Annotated in this window: 17 protein-coding genes and 1 riboswitch; of the genes, 5 read left to right on the top strand and 12 right to left on the bottom strand. The window is 63.4% G+C overall.

The features are described 5' to 3' along the window. Positions 1-221: 221 nt before the first annotated feature. The 5 genes from MPZ60_RS15915 to MPZ60_RS15895 form a co-directional block, all read right to left on the bottom strand. Positions 222-941, bottom strand: coding sequence for a Crp/Fnr family transcriptional regulator (locus MPZ60_RS15915; protein ID WP_034349335.1), 720 nt, complete (start codon positions 939-941; stop codon positions 222-224). Between the two features lie 325 nt (positions 942-1266). Next, the gene (locus MPZ60_RS15910; RefSeq protein ID WP_034358527.1) at positions 1267-2208 is read right to left on the bottom strand and encodes a thiamine phosphate synthase; all 942 of its coding nucleotides are present in this window, start codon (positions 2206-2208) and stop codon (positions 1267-1269) included. 10 nt (positions 2209-2218) lie between these two features. Further along, complete coding sequence (locus MPZ60_RS15905) at positions 2219-3022, bottom strand: thiazole synthase (protein ID WP_003061258.1); 804 nt, start codon at positions 3020-3022, stop codon at positions 2219-2221. 159 nt (positions 3023-3181) lie between these two features. After that, on the bottom strand, positions 3182-3379 hold the full coding sequence (gene thiS / locus MPZ60_RS15900) for a sulfur carrier protein ThiS (RefSeq protein WP_003061260.1): 198 nt from the start codon (positions 3377-3379) through the stop codon (positions 3182-3184). Positions 3380-3484: 105 nt separating this feature from the next. Further along, positions 3485-4579, bottom strand: a complete 1095-nt coding sequence (locus MPZ60_RS15895) for an FAD-dependent oxidoreductase (RefSeq protein WP_080746032.1) — start codon at positions 4577-4579, stop codon at positions 3485-3487. Between the two features lie 63 nt (positions 4580-4642). Further along, a riboswitch (TPP riboswitch) is annotated at positions 4643-4804 on the bottom strand. Positions 4805-4869: 65 nt separating this feature from the next. Between MPZ60_RS15895 and thiD the strand changes: the two genes are divergently transcribed. Continuing rightward, positions 4870-5742: a bifunctional hydroxymethylpyrimidine kinase/phosphomethylpyrimidine kinase gene (gene thiD / locus MPZ60_RS15890; protein ID WP_034358523.1), complete on the top strand. Its 873-nt coding sequence runs from the start codon at positions 4870-4872 to the stop codon at positions 5740-5742. Positions 5743-5808: 66 nt separating this feature from the next. On the opposite strand, the gene MPZ60_RS15885 is transcribed toward thiD, so the two are convergent. Then, positions 5809-6282 (bottom strand): SH3 domain-containing protein, encoded by a 474-nt coding sequence (locus tag MPZ60_RS15885; protein ID WP_034358521.1) that lies wholly within the window; start codon positions 6280-6282, stop codon positions 5809-5811. Between the two features lie 123 nt (positions 6283-6405). On the opposite strand from MPZ60_RS15885, the gene MPZ60_RS15880 reads away from it, so the two are divergent. Continuing rightward, a complete protein-coding gene (locus MPZ60_RS15880; RefSeq protein WP_034358519.1) occupies positions 6406-7173 on the top strand; it encodes an ankyrin repeat domain-containing protein in 768 nt (255 codons plus the stop codon). A gap of 65 nt (positions 7174-7238) precedes the next feature. Here MPZ60_RS15880 and MPZ60_RS15875 read toward each other — a convergent pair whose 3' ends face one another. Continuing rightward, positions 7239-8531, bottom strand: coding sequence for a cytosine permease (locus tag MPZ60_RS15875; RefSeq protein ID WP_034358517.1), 1293 nt, complete (start codon positions 8529-8531; stop codon positions 7239-7241). A 405-nt stretch (positions 8532-8936) separates the two neighbouring features. Between MPZ60_RS15875 and MPZ60_RS15870 the strand changes: the two genes are divergently transcribed. From MPZ60_RS15870 to MPZ60_RS15860, 3 genes are read left to right on the top strand one after another with little or no spacing between them, the layout of a single operon-like run. Beyond that, a complete protein-coding gene (locus tag MPZ60_RS15870; RefSeq protein WP_034358515.1) occupies positions 8937-9833 on the top strand; it encodes a hypothetical protein in 897 nt (298 codons plus the stop codon). Between the two features lie 35 nt (positions 9834-9868). Then, on the top strand, positions 9869-10456 hold the full coding sequence (locus tag MPZ60_RS15865) for a sigma-70 family RNA polymerase sigma factor (RefSeq protein WP_034358513.1): 588 nt from the start codon (positions 9869-9871) through the stop codon (positions 10454-10456). Next, on the top strand, positions 10453-11316 hold the full coding sequence (locus MPZ60_RS15860; RefSeq protein WP_034358511.1) for a hypothetical protein: 864 nt from the start codon (positions 10453-10455) through the stop codon (positions 11314-11316). Before MPZ60_RS15865 ends, MPZ60_RS15860 begins: the two co-directional genes overlap by 4 nt. Before the next feature lie 75 nt (positions 11317-11391). Here the strand turns inward: MPZ60_RS15860 and MPZ60_RS15855 are convergent, their stop codons facing one another. The 5 genes from MPZ60_RS15855 to MPZ60_RS15835 form a co-directional block, all read right to left on the bottom strand. Further along, the gene (locus MPZ60_RS15855; RefSeq protein ID WP_034358635.1) at positions 11392-12177 is read right to left on the bottom strand and encodes a peptidylprolyl isomerase; all 786 of its coding nucleotides are present in this window, start codon (positions 12175-12177) and stop codon (positions 11392-11394) included. Positions 12178-12270: 93 nt separating this feature from the next. Then, the gene (locus tag MPZ60_RS15850; RefSeq protein ID WP_003061279.1) at positions 12271-12537 is read right to left on the bottom strand and encodes a BolA family transcriptional regulator; all 267 of its coding nucleotides are present in this window, start codon (positions 12535-12537) and stop codon (positions 12271-12273) included. After that, positions 12534-13103 carry a septation protein A gene (locus MPZ60_RS15845; RefSeq protein WP_034358508.1) on the bottom strand — a complete coding sequence of 190 codons (570 nt, stop codon included), beginning with the start codon at positions 13101-13103 and terminating at the stop codon, positions 12534-12536. The genes MPZ60_RS15850 and MPZ60_RS15845 overlap by 4 nt, the downstream gene beginning before the upstream one ends. Before the next feature lie 217 nt (positions 13104-13320). Further along, positions 13321-13737: a peptide-methionine (R)-S-oxide reductase MsrB gene (gene msrB / locus MPZ60_RS15840; protein WP_012838923.1), complete on the bottom strand. Its 417-nt coding sequence runs from the start codon at positions 13735-13737 to the stop codon at positions 13321-13323. After that, entirely contained in the window at positions 13734-15269 is a 1536-nt protein-coding gene (locus MPZ60_RS15835; RefSeq protein WP_034358504.1) for a YdiU family protein, read from the bottom strand. The genes msrB and MPZ60_RS15835 overlap by 4 nt, the downstream gene beginning before the upstream one ends. Positions 15270-15397 lie beyond the last annotated feature (128 nt).

Here is a 15397-nt window from a genome sequence, read left to right as displayed (position 1 = left end):
AGGCGCAGCCCGCCACGCCGCGCCGAAGGCGCAGCGAGCGAATGCGTGAAAGGGGGGAGAGTTGCCGCAGAACGCGGCAAGAGAGAAACGAAGGTGAAAACTGGCGCGATCCCAGCCAGGGATGCCGAGCAAGAGCCGCCTCGCGGCGATGGCATCGTCCCCCTCCCGCAAGCGCGGCGAAGCGAGAGAGGGGGAAGCGGCAAAGCCGCTCAGGGGGTGAATCAGTGGTCGGTGTCTGCAATACGCAGCAGCGTCACCCGGTCGCGCACGATGAGGCCACCCGGTTCGATGCGAATGACTTCCTCGCGCTCCATGGATTTGAGTTCCTGGTTCACGCGCTGGCGCGAGGCGCCCAGCAACTGCGCCAGCTCCTCCTGCGCCAGATGCAGGCCGATGCGGATCTCGTTGCTGTCCGACAGGCTCATCACGCCATAGCTGCGCGTCAGGTGCAACAGCTGCTTGGCCAGGCGCGCGCGCAGTGGCAAGGTGTTGAGGTCTTCCACCAGGCCGTAGAGCTGACGTACTCGGCGTGCATTGAGGCGCAAGATCGCTTCGGAAAACTCCACATGCTCTGCCAGAATGCGCTTGAAATCCGCCTTGGATACGCACAGCAGCGTGGTCTCGCCATGGGCATAGGCGTCGTGCGTGCGCTTGTCGCCATCCAGAATCGCCACATCCCCGAACCAGATGCCCGGCTCCACATAGGTCAGCGTGATCTGCTTGCCCGTGATGGAGGTGGAGCTGACCCGCACCGCTCCACGTGCACAGGCAATCCACTCCTCGGGCGGTTCGCCGCGAGCGCAGATGAGCATGCCATCTTTGTATCGTTTGACGTAAGCGCATCGAAGAATGTCGTGCCGCAAAGAGGGCGAAAGGGATGAAAACCAGCGACCAGAGTTGATCGCCTCACGTTCTTCCATACTAAGAATTGGCTCGTCCATGTTCTGTCTTATGCGTGACTGGTAACCGCCCCATTGTCGCGTGTGGGACCGGCTGTGCCGCAACTGCGGGACTCAGGGTTGTCACCTGTGTGTCCGCTTCTAACGCGAAGAGGGCTTGCGCCGATCAAGAAAACCCAGCAGTCATGCGGGCTGCGGCGCGACGGAAAACAAAAATGCCCGCGGGCTGCGGGCATTCAGTCTTGTCATCTGCGGTATTTCATGCGCCGAGCTTTTCAGGCGCGATGGATCTGTGGCTTTAAGTGAAAATAGCTGGTAGCTCTTATCTTTCAAGCGCTCCAAGCTATTGAATTAGTAGTGCGTGGATTCACGCAGCAGCTTGCATGCGCGCCAGCAGATGCTTGGCCGCAGCTTCCGGATCGGGGGCGTTGACCAGGGCGCGCACCACGGCCACCGAGCCCACGCCCGTGGCGCGCACGGCGGGGAACAGGTCCTCGGAAATGCCGCCAATCGCCACCAGCGGGTATTGCTGCATCAGCCGCACATAGGCCGCCAGCCGCGCCAGTCCTTGCGGGGCTGTCGCCATCTTCTTGAGCGTGGTGGGAAAGACCGCGCCCAGGGCGATATAGCTGGGCTGGACCGCATGGGCGCGCACCATCTCGGCGTAGCCATGGGTGGAGACGCCCAGGCGTGTGCCCGAGCTACGGATGGTCTCCAGATCGCGCTGGCCGATCACGTCCAGATCTTCCTGGCCCACATGGATGCCGTAGGCGCCTGCGTCCAGCGCGGCCTGCCAGTGGTCGTTGATGAACAGGCGTGCCTGCGTGCCCTTGACGGCATCAACAGCGGCCTTGACCTCTTGTGCAACGGCGGCCCTGTCGCCGGACTTGAAACGCAGCTGCACCGTGGGCAGACCCGCGCGGGCCATGCGGCCCACCCATTCGGCCGTGGGCAGCACGCCATACAGGCCCAGCTCGCGCGGACAATGGGCAAAGGCCAGGGCCGGGTCGGCCTTGCCGAGACCGAAGTCGCGTGGGTCGTCGGGCCAGTGGGTGACATCGAACTGGTCGGTGCGCTCGCTCTGGCGCTGCCAGGCCTGGGCCAGAGTCTCAGCATCCACGGCAATAAAGCCCAGCTCGCTGCAGGCCTCAAGCGCAGCCAGATAGGCCGGGTCCTGGCGCAGCGCGGGCGGCACGGGCTGGGGCGTCAGCTCGACCGAGTTGGCATCGTGGTGCAACCGGGCGCCAAAGTTGGCGCTGTGCTGGTGGATGATGGCTTGCGCCAGGGCCTTGATTTCAGCGGAGTCCATGGGACGGCCTTTATTCCTGATGCCAGAAAGGGGTGCCCAGCACGGGTGTGCTGGGCTGGGCGGCGTTCTGCTCGGCCATGGCGCCTGCGCGCCAGGCGGCGTGACCGGCATTGACGGCATCGGAGAAGGCGCCGGCCATGGCCACGGGATCTTCGGACAGGGCCACGGCGGTGTTCAGCAGCACGGCGTCATAACCCCATTCCATCACGGTGCAGGCATGCGAGGGACGGCCCAGGCCGGCATCGACGATCAGCGGCACCTTCAGGCGCTCGCGCAGCATCTGCATGGCATAGGGGTTGATGGGGCCGCGGCCGGTGCCTATGGGTGCGGCCCAGGGCATGACGGCTTGGCAGCCCACGTCGACGAGCTTCTGGCACAGCACCAGGTCGTAGGTGGTGTAGGGCAGGACCTGGAAGCCGTCCTTGATGAGGATGGAGGCGGCTTCCACCAGATTGAGTGTGTCGGGCTGCAGCGTGTAGTCGTCGCCGATCAGCTCCAGCTTGATCCAGGGTGTGTCGAAGACTTCACGCGCCATCTGGGCCGTGGTCACGGCTTCCTGGATGGTCATGCAGCCTGCCGTGTTGGGCAGCACGGGCACATTGAGCTTGCGCAGCAGTTCCCAGAAGCTGGCGCCGGTCTCGGCCGCATTGCTGCCCTGGCGGCGCAGCGAGGCCGTGACCATGGCGGGCCTGGAACGCTCCACAGCCGCTTCGAGAATCGCCGGCGAGGGATAGCGCGAGGTGCCCAGCAGCAAGCGGCTTTCAAAACGTTGGCCGTAGAGAACCAGGGTGTCGTCGGTGGTTTTTGTATTCATGATCTATCTATATCTCTTGTCTTTGTACCGCAATGCGTGTGAAGCCCAGTGAGCCTCAAACAGGCATGTGCCAAGTCAGTGACACCGAGCAAGAGCCGTCTCGCCGCGAGGGTGTCGTCCCCTGGGGGAAGGCGCGAAGCGACTCAGGGGGATTCATTTCTAGCCGCCGGTGACGGGAGAGATGACTTCCATCCTGTCGCCCTCGTTGAGCGCATGGTCGGCGTACTGCGTCTTGGGCACAAACACCGTGTTGACCGCCACGGCAAACGGGGGCTTGGCCTGCATCTGCGCCAGCGCATCGGCCACGGTGGCATGGGCTTGCAGCTCGGTGGCTTGCTGATTGAGGGTGATCTTCATGGCATGAAACGGAAAATAAAGCGGGTGCTAAGTTAAACCTCTGCACGGCGGCGCTTGCGTGCGCAGGGGGTGCAAGTGCTGTGCGCCAAAGTTCGGGCTCGCGGCTCAGCCGCGATGCACGGCGACATCGAACTCGCGCGCCAGCGGCGAGTCGTTGTGGTCCAGCAGCTCCAGCACCACGTCGAGCATGGCGGGCGAGATCATGAAGCCGTGGCGGTAGAGGCCGTTGACTTCCATGACGCGCGGCGTCAGCAGGCGCACGGCGGGCAGATTATCGGGCAGGGTGGGGCGGCACTGGGTGGCGATCTCCACAATCCGGCCTTCGGCAAAGCCCGAGTGCACGGTATAGGCCGCACTCAGCAGCTCCAGCGTGGAGCGCACGCTGGCCGGCGACATATCGTCGGATTCGATCTCGGTCGCGCCAATCACGAACAGATGATCTTCCTTGGGCGCGATATAGATGGGGTAGCGTGGATGGATCAGGCGTGTGGGGCGCTGCAGCGTGACTTCGGGCGCGTGAATGCGCACCACCTCGCCGCGAATGCCGCGCAGTTGCTTCCACTGGCTGCGGGCACCCAGGCCGCGGCAGTCGAACACGAAGTCGGGCTGGCCGGCCGCGCCGGGACGGAAGTCGCCGACCTCGCGCGGGCTGTCCCAGTGCAGCTGCACGCCCAGGGCGCTGAGCTTGTCGACCAGCGCCGTCAGCAGCTGGCGGTTGTCGAGCTGGCCTTCGCCGGGCAGATAGACGGCCTGGTTGAAGCGTCCCTGCAGCGCGGGCTCGCAGTCCTGCAGCGCCGCGCCGGTCTTCTCCTGCATGGCCGGCAGGCTGGGGTTGATGCGCCGGTTTTTCTCCAGCAGGCCGAAAAAGCGTGCCGCATCGCCCTGATCCTGGCGGTGCCAGAGAATCAGCGTGCCGTTTTGCTGCAGAAACACATGCTGCTCGAGCTGAGCTATCAGCTCGGGCCAGCGCTTGAGCCCATGCTGGCCCATGCGCACCACGCCGGGCTCGGTAATGGCCGACTCGGCCAGCGGCGCCAGCATAGCAGCCGCCACGCGCGCCGCAGCACCATCGCCTTGCGGGCCATGGGCGTCATAGAGGTCGATGGCATGACCGCGCTGGGCCAGGGCCAGAGCCAGCAGACGGCCCATGAGGCCGCCGCCGAGAATTGCGATCTTTGAAGAAGCTTGTAGCAATGACATGTGCAAATCGTTTTCCATCCGGACACAGGAACAGGGCCATGTGCAGGACAAAACGCGGCATGCCTTGCGGCTTGTGAAACTCCCCACGCCAGCATGACCTGGATCGGGTGCAGGGGGCACAGGGCACGGATGGTGCTCTGGTGCGCAGCCCGTGGCTGGCGCAGCCCCAGGGTGTTTCTCAGTCCGCACAGGCTGCTTGCCTGCGGGACACCCCTGTTTCGTCCGTTGGACATTACAGCACAACCGCAAACAGCACGCATTGACCATGCGCATGGGCGATAATTTTTGCCATGACAGTGATTGCTTCTTCCTCCATCTCCGGCGCCGCAAAAAAGCGCTATGCACGCGTGCTCTCCATAGCTGGCTCGGACAGCGGCGGTGGCGCCGGTATCCAGGCCGACCTCAAGACCTGTGCGGCTCTGGGCTGCTACGGCATGACGGCGATCACGGCCATCACCGTGCAGAACACGCTGGGTGTGACGGGTATTCACGGCATTCCGCTCGATACCGTGCGCGGCCAGATCGATGCCGTTGTGCAGGACATAGGCGTCGATGCCGTCAAGATCGGCATGCTGGCAACCCCCGATGTGGTGAGCGTGGTGGCGGATGCTATCCGTCGCCACGGTATCAGGAACGTGGTGCTGGATCCCGTGATGGTGGCCACCAGTGGTGACCGCCTGATCGTTCCCGAGACGGCACAGGCGCTGGTCCAGGAGCTGTTCCCGCTGGCGACGGTGATTACCCCCAATCTGGATGAAGCAGCTTTGCTGCTGGGTCGCAACATCGACGGCATTGGAGCGTTGGATGCGGCCGTGGCCGATCTGCTGGCCATGGGGGCGCCGGCCGTATTGCTCAAGGGCGGGCATCTGAGCGGCGATCTGGTCATGGATGTTCTGGGCCGGCAAGGCCAGCAGGTCGGCGACTATCTGCGCCTGCAGTCGCAGCGCATCGTCACCCATAACGGCCATGGCACGGGCTGCACGCTGTCGTCGGCGATTGCCTCCTTCCTGGCTCAGGGGCTGGCGCTGGAGGCCGCAGTGACCGAGGCGCGCCGCTATATTCTGGGCGCCATCGAGGCGGGAGCCGAGGTCTATACCGGCCAGGGTCACGGCCCCCTCAATCACGGCTATGCGCCGCGCACGCAGCTGATCGTCGAAGGCTGATTGCCGGCGCCCGCAAAAAAGGCCTGCTGCTGCAGGCCTTTGCTTTGGGTGTTCGTGTTGCAGGGCTTACCAGCCCCAGACCAGATTCTTGGCCACCCAGCCGCTCTGGCCGTTGCTGCGCTGCACCTGGGCCCAGCTGCCTTGCTTTTTCAGAGTCTGCAGCACCTCATGCTGCTCCAGCTTGCCCACGCGCTTGTGCTTCTGGCCGGGGCCGGAGCGCAGATTGGCCGTGCGCGCCGTCACCACCATATGCGGGCTCTTGCTGGTCAGCGGGGCGTGGACCCAGCCCAGCGTGGACTCGTAGTCCTTCACGCGCAGCCACTGCCCCTTGCGCTGGGTGACTTGCAGCGGATAGCCCTTGCTCAGTTCCCAGAGGGTTGCGGAGCGGGTGTTGGGCTGCTCGCGCACATTCACGGTCTTGCCCTTGATACTGACAAATTCCTGGGCTTGTGCGAGGGCCGGCAGCAGGCCGGCGGTGAGCGCACCCAGCGCGATCAGGCTTGAAGTGGCGGCGGTGCGGATCCAGCGGTTGCAAGGCACGGGGCAGATTCTCCTTTTATCGATTGAAAACAGGCTGTAACCCCCATCGGACTTGCGTGGCTAGCTATAGTTCCTGTAGAAAGCTGACAGGGGCTGAACACCCGACAGCCATAAAGGAATGCCATGAACCAGCCAACCAGCGCCCATGGGCGTGCCTCGTTGACCACCCGATTGACGCTTGCATTGACGGCTCTGGCCGCCGCGACCCTGCTCACGGCCTGCCAGAGTAGGGCATCGGCGAATGCAGCGGCTGCAACACCTGCCGCCGCTGCGGCGCCAAAAGCCGGGGATCCTCAGATGCTGGGCCAGCAATTGCTGGCCGCTGCCGCGCAGGGCGATGCCGTGGCGGTGCGCAATCTGCTGGCTGGCAACGCGCCTGTCGACGTGCAGGACGCCCGGGGCAATACCCCATTGCTGCTGGCCACGGCGGCCAACCATATCGAGGTGGCGCGATCGCTGCTGATGCACGGTGCCAGCCCCAATATCCAGAACCAGATGCAGGACAGCGCCTATCTGCTGGCCGGTGCGCAGGGCCGGCTGGAGATTGTGCGTATGACGATTTCCTATGGCGCCGATCTCAAGAGCACCAACCGCTATGGCGGCACGGCCCTGATTCCGGCTTGCGAGCGCGGCCATCTGGAAACGGCCCAGGCGCTGATCGCCGCCGGCGTGAATGTGAACCATGTCAACCGGCTGGGCTGGACCTGCCTGATGGAAGCCGTGGTGCTCAGCGACGGCGGGCCGCGCCATCAGGCCATCATCCGGGCCTTGATCGACGCGAAGGCGGATCTGAATCTGCCTGACAAGGATGGGGTGACGGCCCTGGCCCATGCACGCCAGCGCGGGCAGAAGGCTGTGGTTCATATGCTGCAGGCGGCGGGCGCCAAGTAAGAACAGAGGAGATGGCTGCAGAGCCTTTCTATCGCGCGTGTGATGCTATTGCCTTTGAGTTTCAGTCAGGCGGCAACGGAGCGAGGCTGCAGCTGGCGTGTGGCGAGAGCCACCACAAAAGTCAGCGCCAGCGTGGGCAGGGCCGAGCCCAGGGCCGTGCTCACATAGGGCAGCAGGTGATAGAAGGCAATGCCCAGCACCCAGATGGCCACGGCATCCCAGCGCATGGCGGGCGCTTTTTGCATCAGTTGCACGGCATCGGTGCCAAAGGCCAGGCGACCCAGCATCACGCCGAACAGCGGCACAAAGCAGGAGCTGAGCAGCAGCAAAAACGGCTCCAGACTGTGCATGGGCAGCACCATGGCCAGTGCCGTGCACAGGGCCGCGATCAGCAGGCCCCAGCGGCGAATGCTCCAGCCAGGTTGCAGGCTGTGGGCCGACATGGCGCCCGAGTAGGCATCGCCATAGGCATTGTCCACCTCGTCGATCAGAATCAGCGACAGGGCAATCAGCCCGCCCTGGGCCAGCAGCAGGGCCGTGACCAGGTCTTCGCTGGGCAGGGTCAGGGCCACCAGCACGCCCAGGGAGTAGCACCAGATATTGGCCAGGGCAAAGCCGGTCCAGGCACCCGACAGCGCGGACTTGCCGCTTTTGCCGTGGCGCGCATAGTCGGCCACCAGCGGCAGCCAGCTGATGGGCATGGCGATCACCAGATCGACGGCACCGAGCATGCTCATGCCGCCTGCACCTTCGCGGGCCAGCAAGGTCCCGAGGCCGGTGGCGCCGGCCATTTTGAGGAATTGCCAGCTCAGCCACAGCAGCGAGGCAATCACCAGCGGCAAGGCCACGCGCGAGATGATGCGGCGCACCAAGGTGGTCATGGAGCCGCTCATCAGCAGCAGGATCACGCCACCCCAGAGCAGAGTGGCCAGCCAGGGCCAGTAGGCAGCGCCCATGATGCCGCTTTGCTTGCCCAGCGCCACGGTGGCGTCGCGCATCACCACCAGCTCGAAACTGCCCCAGCCCAGCAGCTGGATGATGTTGAGCACGATAGGCAGTCGTGCGAAGTGGCGGCCGTAGACGCTGTGCATCAGCCCTGCACTGGACAGGCCGCTGTCGCAGCCCAGCTTGCCCACCCAGCCCAGCAGACCGGCGCCGATCAGCGAGCCGATGGCTATCGCGATCAGCGCATGTAGCGGGCTGAGCGCAGGCAGCAGATAGGCTCCCATCTGCATGACCAGCAGGCCCACGCCCAGACTGAACCACAGCGAGGCATGGTCGCGCCAGGCAAAGACGCGCTCCTTAGCCGTCACCGGGGCCAGGGCCCGATTGGCCGATGTGGAAGAAGATGAATTCATGAATGCTCCGCCAGAAAAACGAAGCAGGGGCCGCATGGTTTGCGCGGCGAGCCAGCAAAGACCTGGCCAGTCGCGGTCTGACACCTTGGACAGCTTCCCTGCGCGAGGATGATCTCGGGCAAGCGATGGTCAAGACACCGCTTGCGCAATCAGGTTCAAAGGGACTCTCTCAGCCCTGACCGGTCATGGTCAGGACACCCCCAGCATTGCTGCCTGCCTTGGGCTGCAGCGAGCGCGATTGTGCCAGACATGCAGCGGCGGGGGCAGAACTGCAGCGCAAAGCTGTGTTGCAAATGCTTGCAAATCAGAGTGCCTGTCTTGACCCCGTTGCGTCCGCTGCTGCGTTTCAGCCTCCGACAAGTTTGTTTCACGCCGCTGTGGCTGTACCTTGAGGAGGCCTTGTCCATGTTGTCTGTCCATATCGAACCCCCGGTTCCAGGTTTCTTGCTGTCGCGCGGCCGTTTGCTGCGCGCTTCGCTGCTCTGCGCTGTCGCGATGGTGGCCGCCGCGCCGGCCTCGGCCTGGACGCGCGGCAACCACAAGCTGGCCCAGGTCAGCATCATCGAACGTGCCACGGGCCGGGTACTGCCCCAGTACAGTCACGAGGGAGAGCTGTGGGTGGTGGGCCGCCCCGGTGCCAACTATGCGGTGCGCATCCGCAACTTCGAGAGCCGCCGCATCATGGGCGTCATCAGCGTCGACGGGGTCAATGCCATCAATGGCCGCACGGCGAGCTCTCGCGCCGAAGGCGGCTATGTGCTGGATGCGGGCGACAGCTATGACGTGCGGGGCTGGCGCAAGAGCAATGACAACGTGGCCGCGTTCTATTTTTCCGAAAGCGATATGTCCTATGCCGCCAGAACCGGCCGGTCGCAGGATGTGGGCGTGATCGGGGTCGCGCTGTACCGCGAAAAGCTGCCCGAGCCTGCTGCCTACCAGGGGCCGCTCCATGAGCCGCAAGCGCAGGCCAGTGCCTCGTCGGCTGAATCTGCAGCGGCGGATGTCGCCGTGCCTCAGGCCGCCAGCAAGAGCCGCAGCGCCGAGCGCCGTGCGCCACAGGCCTCACCGACCCCCTCGCTAGGCACGGGCCATGGCGCGGTGGAGCGCTCGCAAGTCACCCAGGTGGACTTCGAGGCCGATACAGACCAGCCCCGGCAGATGGTGCGTATCCGCTACGACAGCTATGCCAATCTGGTCGCCAGAGGCGTGATTCGCGAGCCTCGTCCACGGCCGCCGCAGCCGCGCGTGCCCAATCCCTTTCCTGGCGACAATGGTTTTGTCCCGGACCCGCCGCGCAACTGAGCAAAGTGGGCTGCGGAGTTTGCATAATCGCGGGCATGCTTGCACCGCCGCTTGCCCAAGCCCAACTCGCCGATGAAGCCCTGATGCGCAGCTATGCCGCAGGGCAGGCCACGGCGTTCGAGACGCTTTATGCCCGGCACAGCCTGCGCATATGGCGCTATTTCTATCGCAACACGGGCGATGCTGCGCTGGCCGATGATCTGGCGCAAGACCTCTGGCTTGCCGTGGTGGACTGCGCCTGCCGCTATGAGGTGCGCAGCAGGTTCACGACCTGGCTGTTCACCATGGCGCACAACCGCCTGGTCGATCACTGGCGCAGGCAGCGGCCGGGCATCAGCCTGTCGGCAGACACGCAAGAGTCCATGCGGCTGGCCGAAAGCCTGTTTGCGGCCTCGGGCTTTGAGCCCGAGCAGCAGCTCGATCGTCAACTCATGGCTCAGGCCATCCTGGCAGCGCTTGCCCGGCTCCCGGCCGAGCAGCGCGAGTGCTTTCTGCTGCAGGTCGAGGCTGATCTGACGCTGGCCGAAATTGCCCAGGCCACCGGCGTTGCCGAGGAAACGGCCAAAAGCCGCTTGCGCTATGCGCGTGCCAAACTGCGCGCCGCGCTGGAGGAACTGGCATGAATATGCACCCCGAAAACCCGTCTGGCGACGACAAGCCCGATGCGCTGCGCGAGCTCTACCACGAGGCCGTGGCAGAGGATCGTGGCCCCAGTGCGCAAAGCAGCGCAGCCATCCTCAAGCGCGCACGCCAGCGCGCGGCAGCTGTGGGGCAGGAGCCCACGGAGCCTATGGACAAGCCTGCCGCCAATGAGCGCTTCTGGCTGCGTCATGCGCTGGGCGGACTGGCGGCTGTCGGGCTGGTGGGCTGGCTGATGCTGCAGCACGCCGCCTGGTGGAGTGGGCTGGACAAGGAGGGCGAGCGAGATTCCAGGGCCGAAGCAGTGGCCCAGCCAGCTGAATCGCAGCCGGCTCCGGCAGTTGAGGGTGCGGATCGCGCTGCCATGGTGGAATCGGCTCCGGGCGCGGCGGCGCTGGCGCAGAAATCCACGGAAAAAAAGACTCGAATCCAGGCAGGGAAAACACCAGAAGCTATGGATATGGAAGCATCTATAGCTGCATCAGCCCCTGTGCTGCGGCCAGAGGCTGCTCCGGCCCCGGGTGCTGCAGCCTCTGCCAGCCTGGCGCGCTCCGCAAAGTCGGCTGCCAAAGCGCCATCCCGCAGCGATGAGACCACAGAACCTGCTGCCACGGCGGAGGCCATGGCGCCGCAGATCTCCAGGTCAAGCGCGCAATTGCCGCTATGCCCCTTGACGGCTGAGGTGCATGGCAATACGCAAGCTGCAAAAGAGGGGGCGGACAAAGCCTCTGGCATCGCAGGCAAGCCGCTGGATTGCCGCCCGCGAAAGCATGGGGAAACGCAGCCGGATGATGCCAAGTCTGGGCAGGATGCTTCTAAATATATAGCGGATCCGCCGCGGTGAGACAAAAAAAGCCCGCTTGACGCGGGCTTGGGTGATGGTCTGGCCAGTACTTTTAGGTACTGACGTTAGATCATGTTACTGGATTTTTGCGCTTTTGCGCAGCTGATCTTGGAACTGCTGCTCTTTTTGCTGCTGCAACTGCTGCGTGATCTGGGGTTTGACATCTTCGAACTTGGGCATTTCGGCCTGACGCTCGTCATCCATGCGGATGATGTGCCAGCCGAACTGGCTCTTGACGGGCGCGTCGGTCATCTCGCCCTTCTTGAGCTTGATCAGGGCTTCGGTGAACTCGGGTACGTAATTGTTGGGGTTGGCCCAGTCCAGATCACCGCCACGGGCACCCGATCCGGGATCCTTGGATTCCTTCTTGGCGATGTCTTCAAACTTCTTGCCGGCCTTCACCTCGGCAATGATGGCCTTGGCGCGGTCTTCGGACTCCACCAGGATGTGGCTGGCCTTGTATTCCTTGCCGCCATTGGCAGCGACGAATTTGTCGTACTCGGCCTTGGCTTCGGCATCGGTCACGGGGTTCTTCTTGCGGAAGTCGTCAAACAGCGCGCGGATCAGCACGGTCTGGCGTGCCATTTCCATCTGCTGCTTGTAGGCTTCGGAGCCGGCCAGGCCGCGGCGGTTGGCTTCCTGCATGAAGATTTCACGCGCGATGACTTCATCCTTGATCATCTTTTCCATCTCGGGCACAACGGGCTGGCCGCTGGCTTCGATCTGGGTCTTCAAGGCATTGACGCGGGCCATGGGAACGGCCTTGCCATTGACGATGGCCACATTCTGGGCCGAGGCGGACAGGGCGGCTGCGCCCAGAACAGCGGCGGCCACGATGCGGGCCAGTTGCTTTTGTTTCATGCTCATTCGAGTTGTGATTGAGAAAAGTGAGTGAAGTTCAGTCCATACGCAACAGGCTCCCGTCAAGGAGCCTGTGGTCAGAACAGTGCGTTCTCAAAGTACTTCAATGGCGATGGCATGAACACCCTGGTCAATGAAGTCTTGCAGTGCATCATACACAAGGCGGTGGCGTGCCACGCGGGTTTTTCCATCAAAGGCAGGGCCGGCGATGCGCACGCGAAAATGCGTGCCCACACCGCTGTCGTTGGCGCCGGCATGACCGGCATGCTGATAGCTCTCGTCGATGACTTCGAGTCGGGTCGGGGCCAGACGCTGGCGCAGGGCGGCGTCCATGGCCTGGGCACTGATGGTCACGCTCATGGCTGCTTGTCCTTGGCTTCGGCTGCGTTGGGCACGCCGTCCTGGGGCAGGTAGCGGCTCATGTAGATGGCTTGTGCAATCACAAACACCACCATCAGTCCCATGCCGCCAAACAGCTTGAAGTTGACCCAGGTATCGGTGTCGAAGTTATAGGCTACCCAGATGTTGAGTCCGCCCATGGCAGCGAAGAAAGCAGTCCAGGCCCAGTTGAGCTTGAGCCAGATGGCGTCGGGCAGTTGCAGCTGCGCGCCCATGACGGAGCGCAGCAGGTTCTTTTTGAACACCAGCTGACCGATCAGCAGCGCGCCGCCCATGAGCCAGTAAAGCACCGTGGGCTTCCATTTGATGAAGTTGTCGTCATGGGCCAGCAAAGTGGCGCCGCCAAACAGTACGATGACGCCGAGGCTCATCCACTGCATGGGCTCGATCTTGCCGGTCTTGAAGCGCAGATAGGCGATCTGCGCCACGGTGGCGACAATGGCCACGGCCGTGGCGGTGTAGATGCCCCAGACCTTGAAGGCCACGAAAAACAGGATGATGGGGAAGAAATCAATCAGCAGCTTCATGCGCGAAATGGTAGTCGTTCTGAAATTCAGACTGCGTAGCACCGACAAGGTTCCCGGTGCTGCGAGCAAAGTCGCATCATGCACCAAAGCGCGGGCCTTACCGTGGGCAAAGCCTTGTACGCCGGACGGAATCAGCTATCAAAGCTGATGCGCAAGGCCGGCGCAGTGAGCCCGGCCCGAAGCCGCGCGGCCCTTGCTGCTCAAGCCTTGCCAGCTCTTATTTTGGGGGCTCGTTCTGGAAATCCAGCGAGGCCGAGTTCATGCAGTAGCGCAGGCCGGTGTCGGTGGGACCGTCGGGAAAGACATGGCCCAGATGGGCCCCGCAGTTGCTGCACACCGTCTCGGTGCGCACCATGCCGTGGCTGCGGTCCACGATATTGGTGATGGCGCCGGGCAGGGCCTGGTCAAAGCTGGGCCAGCCGCAGCCGGCGTCAAACTTGGTATGGGAGTCGAACAGTTTGTTGCCGCAGCAGATGCAGTGGTAGCTGCCATCGGCCCAGAACTGTTCGTATTTGCCGGTGAAAGGTCGCTCGGTGGCTGCGTGGCGTGTGACCTGGAAGGCCGCAGCTTCGGCGCCTTTGTCCTGCAACAGGGCTTGCCATTCTTGGTCGGATTTCTGGACAGGAAAGCTCATGATGAACAGCTGATTTCAATCGAGGAAGCCCAGTCGGGCGGGAAGCCGGCCCAGTCGGCGTGGTCCGGGTGCGAGTCATAAGGCGTCTGCAACACGGCCAGCATCTGCTGCACCGGGGCGAAGTCACCGGCCTGGGCGGCACGAATCACGGTCTCGCCCAGATGGTTGCGCAGCACAAAGCGCGGATTGGATTTTTGCATCAAATCGACGGTCTGTGCTTTGTCCACTTGCGCTAGCTGCTCTGAATAAGTGAGTGACCAGGCATCAAAGCTGGCGCGATCCAGAATGATGTCACGCAGTGGCTCAAAGTCGATTTTCGTTTCCTGCCTTTGTGCAACAGCATCGGTCAGGCGGCTGAAAAAGATGGTGTAGTCCACCTTGTTGTCGGCCAGGATCTGCAGCAGCGGGTTGACCAGTAGTGCAAAGCGGCCTTCGGTGGCCGACGTGCCGGCCTCGTTTTCGGGCAGGCCCAGTTTGGACAGCATCTGGCGCGCATAGGCGGCGGGAAAGACGGTCTTGTACGACTCCAGAGCGGAGATCGTCAGCTCTTCGTCGCCAATCAGCGGCAGCAGGGCCTGGCCCAGGCAATACAGATTCCAGTAGGCCACCTGGGGCTGGCGGTTAAAGGCATAGCGGCCCTGGTTGTCGCTGTGGTTGCAGATATGGCCTGGGTCGAAGGCGTCGAGAAACTGGAAGGGGCCGTAGTCGATGGTCAGGCCCAGAATGCTCATATTGTCGGTATTCATCACACCATGGCAAAAGCCCACGCCTTGCCACTGGGCCATCAGTCGGGCAGTGCGCTCGCTTACGGCCTGCAGAAAATTGGCGTAGGGATTGCCGTTCAGTGCAACGGCCGTGCGGCATTCCGGGTAATGCTGGTCTATGACCAGATCGGCCAGGGCTTTAAGTTCGGTCTGCATGTCGCGCGCGGCGAAATGCTCGAAATGGCCGAAGCGGATGAAGCTCTCGGCCACACGGGTCACGACGGCGGCAGTTTCCATGGTCTCGCGCGCCACGGGCAGGGGCGAGCCCGTCAGCGCCAGCGCTCGCGTGGTGGGAATGCCCAGGGCTGCCATGGCTTCGCTGCAGAGAAATTCGCGAATCGACGAGCGCAGCACGGCCCGGCCGTCGCCCATGCGTGAATAGGGGGTGCGGCCAGCGCCCTTGAGCTGGACTTCCAAGCCCTGCTCAGTCTCGCCCAACAGGATGGCACGGCCGTCGCCAAGCTGGCCGGCCCAGACGCCGAACTGGTGACCGCTATACACAGTGGCCAGCGGCTTGCTGCCGCCGTTGCCATGGCCGGAGACGGCATTGCCGCTGAGGATTTGCAGCGCTTCGGCGCTGTGCAGCCATTTGGTGTTCAAACCCATCCAGCGGGCCGTGCTGACGCTGGCTGCAATCCAGTGCGGCTCTGGCACGGGCGTGGGTTGGAGATAGGTGAAAAAAGCCGGGCCCAGAGCTTCGAAGCGGCCGGGCTTGCGCCATTGCGGGGCAGGGGATTCGCTCATGCAATCATTGTGCTTCAGCAGCATCAAGGACAGGGTTTGCAGGGTTGTTGAGCCGGTTTCCGTTGGAGAGCAGCCTAGGTTTTTCCCTGAGTGCGCGCACATCGTTCAGAGGGAGGATGCAGACAAAGGTCGCCAAGGTTACGCATTGGTGA

Source organism: Comamonas sp. 7D-2, assembly GCF_022749555.1.
Lineage (GTDB): Bacteria > Pseudomonadota > Gammaproteobacteria > Burkholderiales > Burkholderiaceae_C > Comamonas > Comamonas thiooxydans.
Note: the sequence above shows the minus strand (reverse complement) of the source record. Positions and strands in the feature narration are given on the sequence as shown.